Annotated in this window: 23 protein-coding genes and 4 pseudogenes; all 27 read right to left on the reverse strand. The window is 34.2% G+C overall.

The window, feature by feature from the left end:
- Window positions 1-482 (reverse strand): hypothetical protein (locus DW793_RS12310; RefSeq protein WP_147342206.1); only part of this gene is annotated, 482 nt, incomplete at its 3' end.
- A 324-nt stretch (window positions 483-806) separates the two neighbouring features.
- Window positions 807-1,277, reverse strand: a complete 471-nt coding sequence (locus tag DW793_RS12315; RefSeq protein WP_147342207.1) for a hypothetical protein — start codon at window positions 1,275-1,277, stop codon at window positions 807-809.
- 114 nt (window positions 1,278-1,391) lie between these two features.
- A complete protein-coding gene (locus DW793_RS14790) occupies window positions 1,392-2,024 on the reverse strand; it encodes a hypothetical protein (protein ID WP_181988371.1) in 633 nt (210 codons plus the stop codon).
- Between the two features lie 149 nt (window positions 2,025-2,173).
- Window positions 2,174-2,701: a T6SS immunity protein Tdi1 domain-containing protein gene (locus tag DW793_RS12325; RefSeq protein WP_118158308.1), complete on the reverse strand. Its 528-nt coding sequence runs from the start codon at window positions 2,699-2,701 to the stop codon at window positions 2,174-2,176.
- 62 nt (window positions 2,702-2,763) lie between these two features.
- Window positions 2,764-3,246: an SMI1/KNR4 family protein gene (locus tag DW793_RS12330; RefSeq protein WP_118158309.1), complete on the reverse strand. Its 483-nt coding sequence runs from the start codon at window positions 3,244-3,246 to the stop codon at window positions 2,764-2,766.
- 163 nt (window positions 3,247-3,409) lie between these two features.
- Entirely contained in the window at window positions 3,410-4,057 is a 648-nt protein-coding gene (locus DW793_RS12335; protein WP_181988372.1) for a DUF2625 family protein, read from the reverse strand.
- Between the two features lie 15 nt (window positions 4,058-4,072).
- Entirely contained in the window at window positions 4,073-4,414 is a 342-nt protein-coding gene (locus DW793_RS12340; protein WP_252969884.1) for a NucA/NucB deoxyribonuclease domain-containing protein, read from the reverse strand.
- Window positions 4,391-4,653: pseudogene (locus tag DW793_RS15480) on the reverse strand (polymorphic toxin-type HINT domain-containing protein); the annotation flags it as partial. The pseudogene DW793_RS15480 and the gene DW793_RS12340, both read right to left, overlap by 24 nt.
- A 4-nt stretch (window positions 4,654-4,657) precedes the next feature.
- A complete protein-coding gene (locus DW793_RS12345; RefSeq protein ID WP_242989022.1) occupies window positions 4,658-5,236 on the reverse strand; it encodes a suppressor of fused domain protein in 579 nt (192 codons plus the stop codon).
- A 106-nt stretch (window positions 5,237-5,342) separates the two neighbouring features.
- Entirely contained in the window at window positions 5,343-5,681 is a 339-nt protein-coding gene (locus DW793_RS12350) for an HNH/ENDO VII family nuclease (RefSeq protein ID WP_118158312.1), read from the reverse strand.
- Between the two features lie 62 nt (window positions 5,682-5,743).
- Window positions 5,744-5,881 (reverse strand): annotated as a pseudogene (locus tag DW793_RS16000) (polymorphic toxin-type HINT domain-containing protein); the annotation flags it as partial.
- 12 nt (window positions 5,882-5,893) lie between these two features.
- Window positions 5,894-6,136 (reverse strand): hypothetical protein, encoded by a 243-nt coding sequence (locus tag DW793_RS12360; protein WP_147340069.1) that lies wholly within the window; start codon window positions 6,134-6,136, stop codon window positions 5,894-5,896.
- A gap of 7 nt (window positions 6,137-6,143) precedes the next feature.
- On the reverse strand, window positions 6,144-6,608 hold the full coding sequence (locus tag DW793_RS12365) for a hypothetical protein (RefSeq protein WP_181988373.1): 465 nt from the start codon (window positions 6,606-6,608) through the stop codon (window positions 6,144-6,146).
- 62 nt (window positions 6,609-6,670) lie between these two features.
- Window positions 6,671-7,054, reverse strand: a complete 384-nt coding sequence (locus DW793_RS12370) for a hypothetical protein (protein WP_118124869.1) — start codon at window positions 7,052-7,054, stop codon at window positions 6,671-6,673.
- Window positions 7,055-7,477: 423 nt separating this feature from the next.
- Window positions 7,478-7,660: a hypothetical protein gene (locus tag DW793_RS12375; RefSeq protein WP_118124870.1), complete on the reverse strand. Its 183-nt coding sequence runs from the start codon at window positions 7,658-7,660 to the stop codon at window positions 7,478-7,480.
- 34 nt (window positions 7,661-7,694) lie between these two features.
- Window positions 7,695-8,207 (reverse strand): CbrC family protein, encoded by a 513-nt coding sequence (locus tag DW793_RS12380; RefSeq protein ID WP_118158314.1) that lies wholly within the window; start codon window positions 8,205-8,207, stop codon window positions 7,695-7,697.
- Between the two features lie 189 nt (window positions 8,208-8,396).
- Window positions 8,397-8,771 (reverse strand): polymorphic toxin-type HINT domain-containing protein, encoded by a 375-nt coding sequence (locus tag DW793_RS12385; protein ID WP_118158315.1) that lies wholly within the window; start codon window positions 8,769-8,771, stop codon window positions 8,397-8,399.
- Window positions 8,772-8,839: 68 nt separating this feature from the next.
- Window positions 8,840-9,178, reverse strand: coding sequence for a hypothetical protein (locus tag DW793_RS12390; protein ID WP_118158316.1), 339 nt, complete (start codon window positions 9,176-9,178; stop codon window positions 8,840-8,842).
- A gap of 10 nt (window positions 9,179-9,188) precedes the next feature.
- A complete protein-coding gene (locus tag DW793_RS14795; protein WP_181988374.1) occupies window positions 9,189-9,467 on the reverse strand; it encodes a hypothetical protein in 279 nt (92 codons plus the stop codon).
- 319 nt (window positions 9,468-9,786) lie between these two features.
- Window positions 9,787-10,329 (reverse strand): hypothetical protein, encoded by a 543-nt coding sequence (locus tag DW793_RS12400; protein ID WP_118158318.1) that lies wholly within the window; start codon window positions 10,327-10,329, stop codon window positions 9,787-9,789.
- A 215-nt stretch (window positions 10,330-10,544) separates the two neighbouring features.
- Window positions 10,545-11,006 (reverse strand): hypothetical protein, encoded by a 462-nt coding sequence (locus tag DW793_RS12405; protein WP_118158319.1) that lies wholly within the window; start codon window positions 11,004-11,006, stop codon window positions 10,545-10,547.
- A gap of 5 nt (window positions 11,007-11,011) precedes the next feature.
- Window positions 11,012-11,548: pseudogene (locus DW793_RS16005) on the reverse strand (polymorphic toxin-type HINT domain-containing protein); the annotation flags it as partial.
- A gap of 70 nt (window positions 11,549-11,618) precedes the next feature.
- Complete coding sequence (locus DW793_RS12415) at window positions 11,619-12,086, reverse strand: hypothetical protein (protein ID WP_117925367.1); 468 nt, start codon at window positions 12,084-12,086, stop codon at window positions 11,619-11,621.
- A 175-nt stretch (window positions 12,087-12,261) separates the two neighbouring features.
- Window positions 12,262-12,768, reverse strand: a pseudogene (locus tag DW793_RS12425) (polymorphic toxin-type HINT domain-containing protein); the annotation flags it as partial.
- A gap of 7 nt (window positions 12,769-12,775) precedes the next feature.
- Entirely contained in the window at window positions 12,776-13,327 is a 552-nt protein-coding gene (locus DW793_RS12430) for a suppressor of fused domain protein (protein WP_118158321.1), read from the reverse strand.
- The gene (locus DW793_RS12435) at window positions 13,305-13,865 is read right to left on the reverse strand and encodes a polymorphic toxin-type HINT domain-containing protein (protein WP_252969885.1); all 561 of its coding nucleotides are present in this window, start codon (window positions 13,863-13,865) and stop codon (window positions 13,305-13,307) included. The genes DW793_RS12430 and DW793_RS12435 overlap by 23 nt, the downstream gene beginning before the upstream one ends.
- A 48-nt stretch (window positions 13,866-13,913) precedes the next feature.
- On the reverse strand, window positions 13,914-14,276 hold the full coding sequence (locus DW793_RS12440; protein ID WP_117865550.1) for a hypothetical protein: 363 nt from the start codon (window positions 14,274-14,276) through the stop codon (window positions 13,914-13,916).
- Window positions 14,277-14,355 lie beyond the last annotated feature (79 nt).

A 14,355-nucleotide genomic window follows, 5' to 3' on the forward strand; every position in this document is an offset into this window, starting at 1 on the left:
GCACCCAAAGTAGATTTAACATCGTAATTTATATTATTGCGAATTTGATCAATACCACCATTATTTAATATGAACTCCGATTTAGGATCGATTCTGCCATCCATTACAGTTTTTTCTCCTACAAGTTCACCATCAATATAAGCACCCAAAGTAGATTTAACATCGTAATTTATATTATTGCGAATTTGATCAATACCACCATTATTTAATATGAACTCCGATTTAGGATCGATTCTGCCATCCATTACAGCCTTATTATATTCCTGTTGAACTTTCAGAAAATTACTGTTACTGTTCTCAAATTTATACTGTATATTATTCGGATCAATATCAGATAAAAACTCCTGATCGTCATACCTTGTCGAAATAATATCTCCACTATAGGATATCATTCTATCAGTACTTCCATTAGCAAAATCCACAATGTCTAAATTATCATTAAATTCAACATACTGTAATGCCTCATGAACAAAATCTTTCATAACCTCCGAACCCAATTCATTTGCTCTCCTTTTAAACTCTTCAACAGTTGGAGAATTTTCCCCATTAAAAAGATTCCCTCTTCTCGTGAGAATCCAAAATGTAATTCAATATTCTCATAATTAGAACCATGTTGCACATTTAGAGCAATTGCAAAATCAATAGCATCAGCCACATTTTAGTCAATAGTCACAACATCGGAAATATTTTCATTAATGTCCGAAGTCCAAAAAACAATTGAATCTTTATCTATTCTATATTTTACAAATACTTCATTATTGTATCTCATAAACCACTCCTTTACCCGGTAAAAAATCCAGCAAATATTATTTACATTCGCTTTCATCATCATTTACAAACTCAATTTTGAATGAACTATTCTTATTTTGCTTTCGCACCGCTTTGATAAGTTCAGTCAATTCATTCTTCTCGATATATCCTTGATGTTTTATCCAAGATATACTATTTACTGTTGCATAAAAACCATCTACGCACATTTCCCCACCAAATCTTGCGATATTCTCTTTGTACTCAATATCGACATACCATTTCGTACCTGTAATTTTAATTTCTTTCATTTTTTTATTCCAATCATTTAATAATATTCCCGTTTGAGAAGTTCCTATAAACAAACTCCTTATTAATGAACCAACCTGAGTAGTATGCGTAATCACATTAACTGCAGTAGGCGTATATATTGTGATATTTCCTACATTAGGATTTATTCTTAAAATAGTACGTTCAAAGACATTCCATACACTGGTTGGTCGAATAGTATTTCCGAGTAACGCTTCCACATTCCCTGAAGAATGCATTGTGTAGGAGGAAGAAGCACTATTCCATGCGCTTATTGTAGAAGGATTGGAAACATCCCAATTTGGAAGTTCAATACCCTTCGATGAAAGAGTTGTTTACAAAGTAGATCTTCCCATTTTATCCGCACAATTTGCCGCTATTTGATCTCCGTTACATATACCCTCATCTCCAATTCCAGACCAGAAAGTTGACGAATCAGATTTAAGTGTGAAATTATATTCACTTGCACCGCTTATGGCTGAACGAAATTGAGGATTAGTTGTCCATTGCTTTCCATAATTTCTTAAATCAGCATTTGAAATTCCTTTTACACTACTATAAATAGAACCAATGGAATAAAAACAATTCGATATTGTACTTGTCCAATTTAATATATTTTGAAATGTATTAAAAACTGAATTATCAATATTCCACCATGTGTCAATTATATTTAATGTACTTGAACCAAGAGTTGAAAGTATCGCTATTGAGGCAACAGAAAGACTAGTTATCGTTGCAATTGTTGTAGCAAGGCCTGCAGAAACTCCAAACGTTGTAAGCACAGTGGTTAATAATGGCACAAGAGCCATTCCGCCAGTGGCAACAACAGCAACTATAGCTAATACTGCTCCTATTACAATTGTTACTGTGATGAGAATCTCTTTCCAATGTTTCTTACACCACTCGCCGACCTTTTTGCAGCCGTCTTTGAATTTCTCCCAACCGCTTTTTTCACATTCGGGCTTCATGTAGTAGTACTCGTCGTAAAAATCGTCTTTGCTCTCAATAATAGTCAGAGTTTATACAGTTGTATTTTACTACAACTCCTAATAGTATCTAAAAGCTGTGAGACTTTTTCTTGGTTGCTTGGCATTTTTATTCCTCCGTAAGTAACTAGTTAAAGATTTATCAATGGCATCATTATTTCCCAATATACTTCCATATCGGATACTTCAAGATTTTCTATGTCATCTTCCCCATTGAGGAATAGTGGTACTTTGTAACCCACACATTTATTGTGAGGCAAAACAAAATTGCCATTTGCCTCAAACCATTCATTGAAGAACTCAGACGCCAAGCAAGCGTCATGATATTGCGGTATCTCACTATCATGGAAATTCACAAAGTTTTCCCCAGTGTTAAGAATCTCTCCTGTGCCTGGTTCAAATATCAAGACTACATCTTTTTGCGTATCCAGTGCAAAATTTCTGCCTAACCAATCATATCCGAATACCTGTATATCATTTTTGAATTTAGGGAAAGCTCTCTTGAGTATCTCATTCCACTTTTTTACATCATTTTTATTGTGTATACGATACAAACCATTCAAAAATGTTTCTCCGCCATAAATGTCCATAAATCCAGACATATCGGTCACATTATTTTTGTTTTCAACACCTACAAAATCATAAAATTTCTCAAACATCTCTTTTTACCACCTTATAACATTCCACACCTACACTGCTAAGATTACAATGACTTGATTATTTATTGCTCTAAATCATCAACATACAAAGCGTTGATAAAGTCGGTAAAAGATTTGGCAACATTTGAAATAGTAAAGCAGTCATTTTCGCTATCATACAAATCATGATTAGCAAAATAAACTCCTCCATATTGCTTTTCTGTACCTACATATATGAGAAGCAAATTTCCAAAGGAAGTGCGTGCAATTGGGACATATTCGTTTGGAATGTAATCTTCATCCAAAATATCCTCATATTCAAATGACACTTCATTAAGAGATAAAAACTTTTCAACATCTGTCCCCTGTCTGTTTTCCACTTTCATCATTGGATCTGTCTCAATAAAGTCAGGCGTGAATAACAATTCTGCTGGATAGCCACCATTATTTTTAAGTAAAAAGTTTTTATAATCTTCGGGCAGTTTTACTTTAAAATTATCTTCAAATTTACTTATATCCAAAACATTTATTTTGTTTCCGACTTCTTCTAATTCGATAATGTCCATTTTTAATCCTCCTAATGTTATTTAACATTTCTTAATATTGTTGCACCACCTGAATGGTGAAAACTACTATGTATCTTTGTTTCAACTAAAAGAACATTTCCGTTTACATCAAGAAGTTCATCACCAACTATTAGTTCAGAAATTAATCTCCAATTAAGATCTATTAATCGCCAATGCCAAATTTTTCTCTATATTCCATGTTTGTAGCAAACAACTCGTCAAATGGAACTATTGATTTTGACGCGGTTTCAATGTTAACTTCTTCGGACCAAAGAAACGGATATATCAAAATGGCTTTATCAAATTCCACATTCTTTGCAGATTCTCGCCAATTTGTCCACCTCATTGAACTATAAAATTCATCTATATTCCCCTGAGCGAGCCAGGCAATAAATTCAGAGTATCTTAACTCAAGGTCTTCCCAATCCAAAGTATCAGGAGCAAAATACCACACATCGCCTATGCCCTCATCAAATTTGCCTGAATTGATTGCAAATATACCGCCCACAACATCAGTGGCAACGATAAGCATTTGTTTGACCCTCTCAGGTGTACCGTTGTTAGACAGCAAATTTATTTTAGATATGCCTACCCTATCAGATGTATCACCGCCATAAAGTCTTATCCAATCATCAAATACAACTCCTGATGTGTTCAGCATGACAGCACCCATAGCAGACGCAGAAGTTACTCTAAGCATATCACATATTTTAGCACTGTCTGACCCAGCACTATTAAATATCGTTACCTCTGTCTGTGACGTTTCAAACATTTCCTTGATCTCTAACCACAATTTATTATTTTCCTGCATTTTCATTAACCTCCATTAATCAACAATTATTATTTCAAATGTAGCCCCATCGGGGAGACCCCTTAGTTTATGCCCAATAAAAGAACCTGAACCTCTATTATCGGATCTTTTGATTGCACGAACATGAGCCCCTTTGCCTCCTTCTTTACACATTGCAAAAGGATACTCATCCAAATCCTTACCTGGAACTTTGCTAATTCCCTTTAGTGACGCTTTTCTATTAGACTTTGCTCCACTTCTATTTATTGTAAGTTCCCTCGATTGTCCATTTTTTATTGCATCCTCAATGTGTTTTGCAGACTCTGGATACTTTTCTCTTGATAATGTAATTTCGTAATCTGCGTTATGTACAAGTATTCTAAACTCACCAACATGATAAGTATGAAAATCTTCTACCTCAAAATTATAAACCTTAACAGGTTCTTTTGTCAACTCAACATCAAAATTTTCAACTAAAAGAACATTTCCGTTTACATCAAGGAGTTCATCACCAACTATCAGTTCTCCTGCTTTGATAAAGCCTTGATTTTTTACATAGAACGGGTGGTCGGATGGTCAACAGTTGTAACGACTTCTTCGCTGTTCACAATAAGGTGTCATTTAGATGATAGACCTTCGATACAAATCATATACCTCAGTATCATTGCTTTCCAACAAGTCTTCAAAAGCGTCTACACCATTTTCGTTTAAATAATCCAGTTCATTGTCCGAGATAGGTATTGCAAACAGCCAGTTTACTATATGACCGTCAATAAGATGGCCTTGCAAATCCTCCCAGTATGACGGGATAGTGTAATAAATATGCCTCATTTCTAAGTTTTTATAATAATCATCAATAACATTCATGTTCACCATTCCAGGAGTGTACGAATAATGATCCTTAATAATATTGAACGCACAGGACGCTAATATATTAGGAAAACTTGTGAACTCACTCGTGCACATACCTATAAATTCCACCCTGATTTCTCTTCCTTGTCTATCCACAATTTCTATTGGATACTCTGACAAACCAATAGTTGAATATGTTGTAAGGCCAACATCTGGCCTATTTTCACCAATGTATATATCGATCTTATGACTTTCGGTTTCATCAGAATATGAAATAACCTTCGGTGTTAGTTTTACGGCCTCGTGAATGATTTTAAAAATCTCTTTTTTGTTTTGCATATTTTCCATATTTCACCTCCAAAAATTTATGTTGTTATATACATACTTTAAATACCAACTGATGCAATAATAGTTATTTAACTACCAATTCAAGCTTATGACAAATAAGCTAAAATCATGGTCCTAAATATTGATCTGTCATATCTTCACAAGAATGACTTCTATTTGAACTTGGAAGTTCTGGGCGATAGTGGGACGAATCATTGTGTTCATCTAAAAACTGTTTTCTGTCTATACCACGTTCCTGTGCACTTGCTCGATGTTTTCTAAACTCATAACCAGGTTTATGCCCCATATTCCAAGGCTCATTGGGGTTAATTGGTTTTCCTGTTTTAGGATCACGAACAATTTCATCAGGAGAATTCGCCTTTGCTTCTTCCCATGTTTTATCCCTAACGCCTTTACGATAACCCGATGGACGTTTATATGCATCCCCTGCATTATGTACAAGTATGCGAAAGCCACCAACATAATAAGTATGAAAATCTTCAACTTGAAAATTGTATACAACAGTAGGTTTTTTGTCAACTCAATTGCCAAATTTTCAATTAAAAGTATGTTACCGTTAGAATCAAGGAGCTCATCATTAATTTTAAGTTCACCTGCATTGATAAAGCCCTTATCTTTTACATAGAACGGGTGGTCAACTGATATATATTAAAATTATTATCTAATACCCGAAACAATCTCAGCCAGAAAATTCCACCATTTGTATAAATCATCAAATTCGCGAATATAATAGTTTCCAAGATATTTCGGATTACACATAACAATCAGTTTTTGAGCGGAAAGATCGGACAATTTATTTTCATTTTCATATTCTTCAAGTATACTGTATATTCTATCGGCATCTTTTATATAACCATTACTTAATAGATAGTCATGTAATTTAAGTAATTTATCTTTCATTTTAGATTTACCTCTCAATCGCACCATTGTATTTTCCACCGTCAGTAACAACTTGCCAACCGCCACCGCTCCTCGGTATACCATCATCAGCAATAACTGTCCAATCAGGTTGTGCAGCTACCTTTCCCTCAAGCAAAATCTGCGATCTTGTTAGTTGCACTGTGCTTTCAGCCATCGCAGTATTATTCGGCGGCAGTGCCAAGTTATTAATTCTTTCTGTAGGAGTTACACCTGCAGATTCTCTTGTAACAAATACTCCAGATGCTTCTCCGGCATTTGATTCCGTAATCGTAAATGTTTCCCCTTCGAAACCTTCTCTTTTATAAATAGGTCCATCAAACGAATCTATAAGATTCTGAGCTGCTCGCTCATCTAATCCTCGTTCTTTTAATATATCCTTTACTTCCGATTGTGTAAGTTCAGTATACTTATCTGGTTCTAAGGAAGCGTAATTCTTTCCCGCATTATGCACCAACACGCCCAATGTACAAACATGATAAGTATGGAAATCCTCCACCTGAAAATTGTAAACCTTTAATTTTCAGCCCATTCAATATTATCTGGCATTTCACGTTTATAAAAAAATTTTTTGGCTGCCTCGAAAGCTTTATTTACTGAGATAATTGAATCTCTGCTGATTTCAATTTCTTCCTCAGGTGTATTAGTATAAAAAATACAATATTCATTGGTCTGACCGGTTTGGCAACCAACTGACTGAAAACCGAGTGATTCCCCATCTGGGAAATAAGTGATGTTCGCCATTTCTTTGTTTACCAATATCACTAAACAAGGATTATCTTGAGTATCATTAGTGATCCAAAACTCGTTGACATCATTGCCATACCTTTTTTGTAATATTTCCGAAAATTCAGAAATATTATTTGCATATTCAGTTCCACCAAAATGTTTTATTCTCATTTGATTGCCTTATTTTCTCCTTATTTGATTTTCTTAACAGTGCCATTCCCAATATTTCCTTATAATTTTCATCAGGTTCTGTTAAAGTTCAAACACTTTTGCATTTTGTGCCTTATAAGAAAATTTTTATGTCCATACTCACATACTTATTAACGGAATGCTTTTTACAAAGTTTCTTTATTTTTATTAGTTCGGCAATATTTTTTTAGATAATAAAAATCAGAAATATTATCAAAACCATTAACTTCAGCAAGCACGTCACAAACACATGAGATTTTTTTCTAACAATGCCTCTCTGTCCATTTCTTCCTCTACCTGCTCCGCAGTTTCAGCATATGAGCCTAGCAAGTTATTTAAAAATTCACGGTCCGTTATCCGGTCGTGCTCGTAAATAACAGTCGCTATCCCGCTCTTATTCAGCTCCTAATTAATAGACAGTATCGCCTTGACACCCTGCTCATCAACATAATCACACTCATATAAATAATTACCCTCCAACACTATCTTCTTGATCTCAGACAGTGACATATCCCTATATTTTCTTACGATTTTTGCTATAGCTGCATTAAAATCATTTTTTGCAGCCTTTATTCCTATAAGTCCCATAATCTTCTCCTTTTTAATCTACAAAATGATATCATCAATAATCTTGACATACAACCACTTTATTTCCACATTTTGAACATTTAAAAACAAATGCAGCAGTTTCATATCCTAAATCCGCCCAAAGTGCTTCGTAACTTTCAACATTATTCTTTAGTTCATCAATCAAAAGTTCTTTTAGTAAAGACAATCCATCACCGTTTGTAGAATTTTTGATAAAATCTTCCCTTTCCCACTCACCTATATATGTCATATAATCATCACAGCAAACAGGCCAATCGTTATTTTGAATCCAAGGTACAGGTGGACAAAAACTCAATTCAGTTACTTTTTCATTTTGTTTTTTTACAACTCTGTCTGCTATATAGCTAGGAATATCTACACTTACTTTTCGTTTATCAAAGCAATTGAGACATATAGATACAAGATTGTCATCTCTGTCAAAAAAAGATCCTTCAAGACAATGTTCAGAACTTCCACAAAACTGACATGGTGTTTCTGTGAAGTATCCATTCTTTAAGACATCACTAAAATACTTATAATTATTCATTTATTTCCACCTTCCCGAATCCCACTCATTTTTCCAATAATTTTTCTTTTGCTGACGCCATTGAGCACGATTAATTTTACTTCCTTCATTATAGTGAGGGCGATTTTTTTATAATTACCACTTAGTCGATGATCAGTTTGAGCTTTTTCATAAAATGGTCCATTGGGATTTTGATTATCATGATGTATTTCAATTTATAACTAGGTGAATTAGTTTGGAATCTTCTCTTATATATGTTTCAAGGACAGTTTTAGGAGAAGTTTTCATTGTTTCAGGGTCTGTTGAAATGACTTTATCTCCTGACTTTATCGTTTCTATGGCAACCATTCCGGCAACCGCCATTACAAGCGTTCCCGCCACAAAACATGACGGTTTAACTCCTGCACTGTTAGCTGCCTTGTTAAATCCGCTGTTCATTCCGCCGGTGAAAACAGCTACACTTGCTATAGTCGTCTGAGCTATATTGTATATAGAACTCTCATGCAAAGCCGCATTAAAGTCACTAAACCAGTTGTCACCAAACAATATCTTTGAACCTAATGCGAGAGTGTCAAAGCCTCCCATTACAAATGTGATAGCTCCACTGATTTGCGTTCAATAATAAAGCCTAAGTTCATAAATAAAAACTAGATTCACTCATCATCTTCTAATAATGCTTCTCTATCCATTTCTTCCTCAACTTGCTCTTCTGTCTGCTTGTATGATACAAGTAAATTATTCAGATATTCTTCACTTGTTAGCTTTCCCTCTACATAAATATAGCTATTTATTCCTTCTTTGAACAAATCTTTTTTTACGTGTAAAAGTGTCTTTATTCCGTTTGCACGTATAATATCACACTTATACACATAATCGTTGTTTGAAACAATTTGTTTGATTTGTGAAATGGGTAATTCTTGATATTTACGTATAATTTTAGCCATAGTAGCTGTGAATACTGAACTCTCCAGTTTTAAGCCTACAGTTCTCATAGTAATCTCCTTAAAAATCAATTATTGTTTTAATGGGTTCTCCTTGCAAACTATTACGGAAATTGCCACCAAGCCAGCCATTAAAATGTTCATTAAAAGTGGCAGTATATATTATCTCTCCCTTATCAGCTAAGTGAGGATATTTGGATACGCTATAAGAATGGTGCCCTTGTATAGTTTTCCCACTATGCTTTGGACGTTTACCTTTAAGAATATCAGCCTTTTGTTTAGGTGACCAGTCCGAGTACCATTTTGACCATTTTGAAGCCGGACTCGTTCCTGTTTCCAAAACTTATTTACACCATTTCGATGTTTGGTAGCCATCTTTTCATTCCAACGTAATGTTTTATATTCATCTTTAGTTATTGTTCTATCTCTAACCTTAGATTCTAACCTTGACTTTTCTTTGGCACTAATCTGCTTATATTTATAGGAATGTTCCCGAGTGTCCAAGCCCTTAGTACGTTCAGCCATTATTTCCTTAGGCGATTGATTATAATCAGCATTATGCACCAACACATAAAAACAACCAACATGATAAGTATGGTAATCCTCTACTTGAAAATTATACACCATTGGAAACTTTGAGTTATCTGCGTAACTAATATCTAATCACTGTTACATAATTCCCACATATCCATAAACAAAGCTTTTCCCACAGTCATTTGGTTAGTTTCTTCTCTGTCTTTAAACTTTTTTATACCTGGATATACTTCGTCCATATCATTAATATATAATCTTGAATAACCTTTTTCTGTGAGAAAATTGCAAATCGTTTCATCAACATCAAATTGCTTTTTACTATACGGCTCATTCCTGAATCCATCAAGATATAAATCCATTCCGTCAGTATCAGGATTGGCAATAGAAAATTCATCTTGAAGGTAGAAATACTTAACTATCTTGTTTATTTGCAGTAGCGAAACATATTCAATTTCACCTTCTGAAAAAGAACACCTATTTACAACAATTCTAATCTCTGAAGAAGGCTCGTTTGAATCAAAAAACTTCTCAACATTTTCAGATTTGGTCTTTATTTTTTCCAATAGTTCATCAAGAAAATCAACTGTGTCCCTGCACTTTGAAATAAATAATTCTGTATTTCCGTTTATGTATATATCTTCTATCGCTTTTTTTATATCATTTTGCATAAAATATTACCTCGTTATATCATTACTTTACTATTAAATCGTGTTGACCCGATGTATCAGCAGGTTTTGTATTATTAAAATCAAAATCTACCCCTCTTAAAGTCCTTAGCAGGAGAATATTTTCTACCAAAATTATGTACCAGCACACAAAAGAAGTCAACACGGTAGGTGTGAAATATTTTAATTAGACGTCTTTACTGTAATATTTTTTTGCATCACTTAGGCTGACCTTTTTGATATAACGTAACTGCCACTCCTTCCTCGCCCATAATTTCTTCGCCAATTGCTACTACGATATCTCTGCTTGGGAAAAGCGAATTAACTCTGAGTTGCCAAAAATACTGAATTGCCTTTGCAAACTCCTCAATATAGTCACCTGAACTATTTATAACGTCACATTCTTTGACTAAACTTTGCAATGACCAACTATTGACGAACATCTCAATATCTTTAGTATTTTTATAAAGTTTCCTTAATTCCATGATATTTCCATTATAGAACTCAGAAATAAATATACAATCATCAACTTCAATGATCTCTGGACAAAACAAACTAGCAAAACTAATTGCCGTTTCAATATCGTATGAATTAGCAACATGATTTATTAAAGACCTGCCCTGTATTTTAGAGAAATCATGTAGTATCCTCTCATCAACTATGCTTTTATATATTTTCATTTTAATCACCGATTTTCTAATAATTCTCTTGGAACAGGACCAATTAAATTCATATCACGTGGATATAAGTGCCCGTTCGGAGCAATATCATAGCCTCTTGCTTTGACTCTCTTTGTAGAAATATCCAAATTTAATCTACCATCCGCCCCATAAACCAATTTATGTCCACTCTCTGTATTCACATAGGTATTCGGCTGGCCTTCAAGAGGTCTTGAACCTCCACTTCTTCCACCAGTTCTTATTGTTCCATCATATTTAGTTTCCTTGATTTTTTGAATATTCAGATCAGATGTATTTTGTGTACGAGGATTTGCATAATCATTTGCATTATGCACCAACACTCCAAAACCACTAACATGATAAGTATGGAAATCTTCTACCCCAAAATTATAAACCTTAACAGGTTCGTCTGTCAACTCGACATCAAAATTTTCAACTAAAAGAATGTTTCCGTTTACATCAAGAAGTTTATCGCCAACAAGCAGCTTACCAGCCTCAACAAACCCTCTACATTGTACATAAAACGGGTGCGTTTCAGTTGAAGCAAGTACACTTACAGTTCAAATCGGTGTACCTGCAAAATCGTTGATAAAAATGTTCTGTAAATAGTAATTATATTATATTTTCAAAGGATTCTAAAGGTCCGTATAATGTATCTTCATAATACAATAGAACAATATTGTTATTTACAATAAGAAGCACATCTGAAGGATAACAAAAATCCGACCATTTTTCACAAAAAATAGATGCTGTAATGCTTATTGCTGAAGTATGATCATATAACAATGTTACTTTGTCTGAAATACTTTTTTCGAATAAACTCATTAATTTTTGTTGAGTTACTCTCTCCATTGATTCATCGCCCCAACCACAGTCACCTATGAAAACAGTCAGTTTATGATCAATCATCATTTGAACATATGAACTTTTTTGAAGTATTTCATTATCGCATATACTATTCCAAATTTCAACTGCTTTGTTTTCATTAACAACATTCATTTCTGATAGCTGCTTTGGAGAGAATAGCGCATAATTTTCGCTTGTATATCTCCAAGCATATTTAAATTCTTTTATATCCATATCTATTCCTCCCAAAATATATGTCCTGCAGAGCCATTATGTTTTCCCTTTGCCCAATCATGATAACAAATATGTGGCATGTTATATTCATTATCAATAGGGTGAATTTGATAATTAGATTTTGGCGCATTTGTTGCATATGTTTCTGCTTTAGGCAAATCAGGCATTGCTTCATTTATAAGTTGTTCCGCTTGCTGTCTATTTGAAGCAATATAATTGTTTCCTTTTTTCTAGCAGATCTTAATTCTTTAACTGCTTGTTTCCAAGAAGGAGAGCCTGGTTTATCAACAATGGGAATTTTTTCTTCTCCCTTGGCGGTACGGACAGTCTTTGTTTTATATTCATTACTTGCATTATGCACCAACACGCCTAATCCGCCAGCATAATAAGTATGGAAATCCTCCACCTGAAAATTATACACCATAACAGGTTTATCTGTCAACTCGACATTAAATTTTTCAACTAAAAGAATGTTTTTGTTTGAGTCAAGCAATTCATCACCGACTGCAAGTTCTCCTGCGTTGACAAAGCCACGATCATTCACATAAAACGGGTGAGTTTCAGTCGTTATGATCTCTTTGCCGTTGATCACCAAATGAATAAGCTTAGAATCTTCTCTTATGTAGGTTTCAAGAACTGTTTTCTCGGCAATTTCAAAGGTTTCAGGGTCTGTTGAAATGACGTTAGCCTTATACTACACTGTCACGAAATGGATCAATATAGTTAAATTCAGTTTCTTCAAATATATTTTCTAATGCTTCTAAGCCATTTTCTTTTTTATATCGTAATTCTTCCTCAGTTATTGGTATAAGCCATAAAAACCTAATATTCATAGATTTAGTTTCTAACCACTCAAGTTCTGGTCCGTATAAGTAAGGCAATGAAATTAAACCATGGTCACATCTAGATTTTTCGTACCAAGCACAGCCAAAATTAACCGTGTGTCCTAAACCAAGCATATTTCCGCTAGCATAATAATGTGCTATAGCTACAAGCAAATTAATTAAAAAGTTATTCTCGGTTGGAGCTAGTATAAATAATTCTAATCCTTGCTCTTTGTCTTTCCCTGACATCCCGCAAGTTGCATATATCCATGAATTTCTTTTTTCATTGGGTTTAAATTTCAGCACTTTAAAAAATGGCAACAAATTATGAATAGGTTCTTTATCATTAAAAATATACTCTGTGCACTCACCCCAATTTATTAGATAATGTTCTTCAATCTTTTTTATCAAGTCCATACTTTTTCTTCATCTCCTTTGAATAATGTGACATTCGTCCACCTTGCGAATTCTGTTCTAACCTAGTTGCTGGCTTCATCCGACTACGATCTTGTGCACTTGCCCTTCGTTCACTGGCGGTCATTTGATAACCTGGCTTTTCACCTGTACTAGGGTCTCCTTCATAATATCGTTTAACCAATGGGGGATCATGATCTGGAGAACCACCCACAACCTGCCGGTCTTTCTTCGTTGGAGTATTGCCATAATGTTTTCTTCTATTATATGGTTCAGTAGGCTTAGCATAATCATCGCCAGCATTATGCACCAACACACCAAAACCACTAACGTGATATGTATGGTAATCCTCTACTTGAAAATTATACACCGTAACAGGCTTGCCTGTCAATTCGACATCAAAATTTTCAACCAAAAGAATGTTTTTGTTTGAGTCAAGCAATTCATCACCGACTGCAAGTTCTCCTGCTTTGATAAAGCCTTGATTTTTTACATAGAACGGGTGGTCAACAGTTGTAACAATCTCTTCGCCGTTGATCACCAAATGAATAAGCTTAGAATCTTCTCATATATAGGTTCAAAACGCAAGTTAGAAAATAGATAATAGTATGGTTTCAGAATCTTCTAATTCAACTCGAATATGTTTACTATCAATTTGATCTATTTTGCTCACCCACATTGTTTCTTCATCGGTGTCTCTTCCCCAAATTTTCCATTGATTTGATGATTTGTGATCGGTGGAAAATTCCTCAAATGGATCTCTTAAATAATAAATAATCACACCTTCTCCACCAACAGCACAGTATGTCTCATCGTCTGAAATCAAAGCAACATCTGGATCGCCATAGAATTCACCAATTAAAATTAATTGAGATGTTGCTTTTAATTTGAGAAATACTTTTTCATATTCATTTAGTATAAGATAATTATTACTTTCTGCCATTTGTTTCATTTCAACAATCACCTTAATCAATATTATTAAAATGTGTCAACTGATTATATTCAGATTCGAAATACCTATCTGTTTCAAT

This window comes from Ruminococcus sp. AM31-15AC, from assembly GCF_003462045.1.
GTDB classification, from domain to species: domain Bacteria; phylum Bacillota; class Clostridia; order Oscillospirales; family Ruminococcaceae; genus Hominimerdicola; species Hominimerdicola aceti.

Bases quoted from the DNA above. Each gene is read 5' to 3' on its own strand.
- DW793_RS14790 (WP_181988371.1), bottom strand. From the start codon at position 2,024: ATGAAGCCCGAATGTGAAAAAAGCGGTTGGGAGAAATTCAAAGACGGC.
- DW793_RS12325 (WP_118158308.1), bottom strand. From the start codon at position 2,701: ATGTTTGAGAAATTTTATGATTTTGTAGGTGTTGAAAACAAAAATAAT.
- DW793_RS12330 (WP_118158309.1), bottom strand. From the start codon at position 3,246: ATGGACATTATCGAATTAGAAGAAGTCGGAAACAAAATAAATGTTTTG.
- DW793_RS12335 (WP_181988372.1), bottom strand. From the start codon at position 4,057: ATGCAGGAAAATAATAAATTGTGGTTAGAGATCAAGGAAATGTTTGAA.
- DW793_RS12345 (WP_242989022.1), bottom strand. From the start codon at position 5,236: ATGGAAAATATGCAAAACAAAAAAGAGATTTTTAAAATCATTCACGAG.
- DW793_RS12360 (WP_147340069.1), bottom strand. From the start codon at position 6,136: ATGAAAGATAAATTACTTAAATTACATGACTATCTATTAAGTAATGGT.
- DW793_RS12370 (WP_118124869.1), bottom strand. From the start codon at position 7,054: ATGAGAATAAAACATTTTGGTGGAACTGAATATGCAAATAATATTTCT.
- DW793_RS12375 (WP_118124870.1), bottom strand. From the start codon at position 7,660: ATGGGACTTATAGGAATAAAGGCTGCAAAAAATGATTTTAATGCAGCT.
- DW793_RS12380 (WP_118158314.1), bottom strand. From the start codon at position 8,207: ATGAATAATTATAAGTATTTTAGTGATGTCTTAAAGAATGGATACTTC.
- DW793_RS12385 (WP_118158315.1), bottom strand. From the start codon at position 8,771: ATGGGAGGCTTTGACACTCTCGCATTAGGTTCAAAGATATTGTTTGGT.
- DW793_RS12390 (WP_118158316.1), bottom strand. From the start codon at position 9,178: ATGAGAACTGTAGGCTTAAAACTGGAGAGTTCAGTATTCACAGCTACT.
- DW793_RS12400 (WP_118158318.1), bottom strand. From the start codon at position 10,329: ATGCAAAATGATATAAAAAAAGCGATAGAAGATATATACATAAACGGA.
- DW793_RS12405 (WP_118158319.1), bottom strand. From the start codon at position 11,006: ATGAAAATATATAAAAGCATAGTTGATGAGAGGATACTACATGATTTC.
- DW793_RS12415 (WP_117925367.1), bottom strand. From the start codon at position 12,086: ATGGATATAAAAGAATTTAAATATGCTTGGAGATATACAAGCGAAAAT.
- DW793_RS12430 (WP_118158321.1), bottom strand. From the start codon at position 13,327: ATGGACTTGATAAAAAAGATTGAAGAACATTATCTAATAAATTGGGGT.
- DW793_RS12440 (WP_117865550.1), bottom strand. From the start codon at position 14,276: ATGAAACAAATGGCAGAAAGTAATAATTATCTTATACTAAATGAATAT.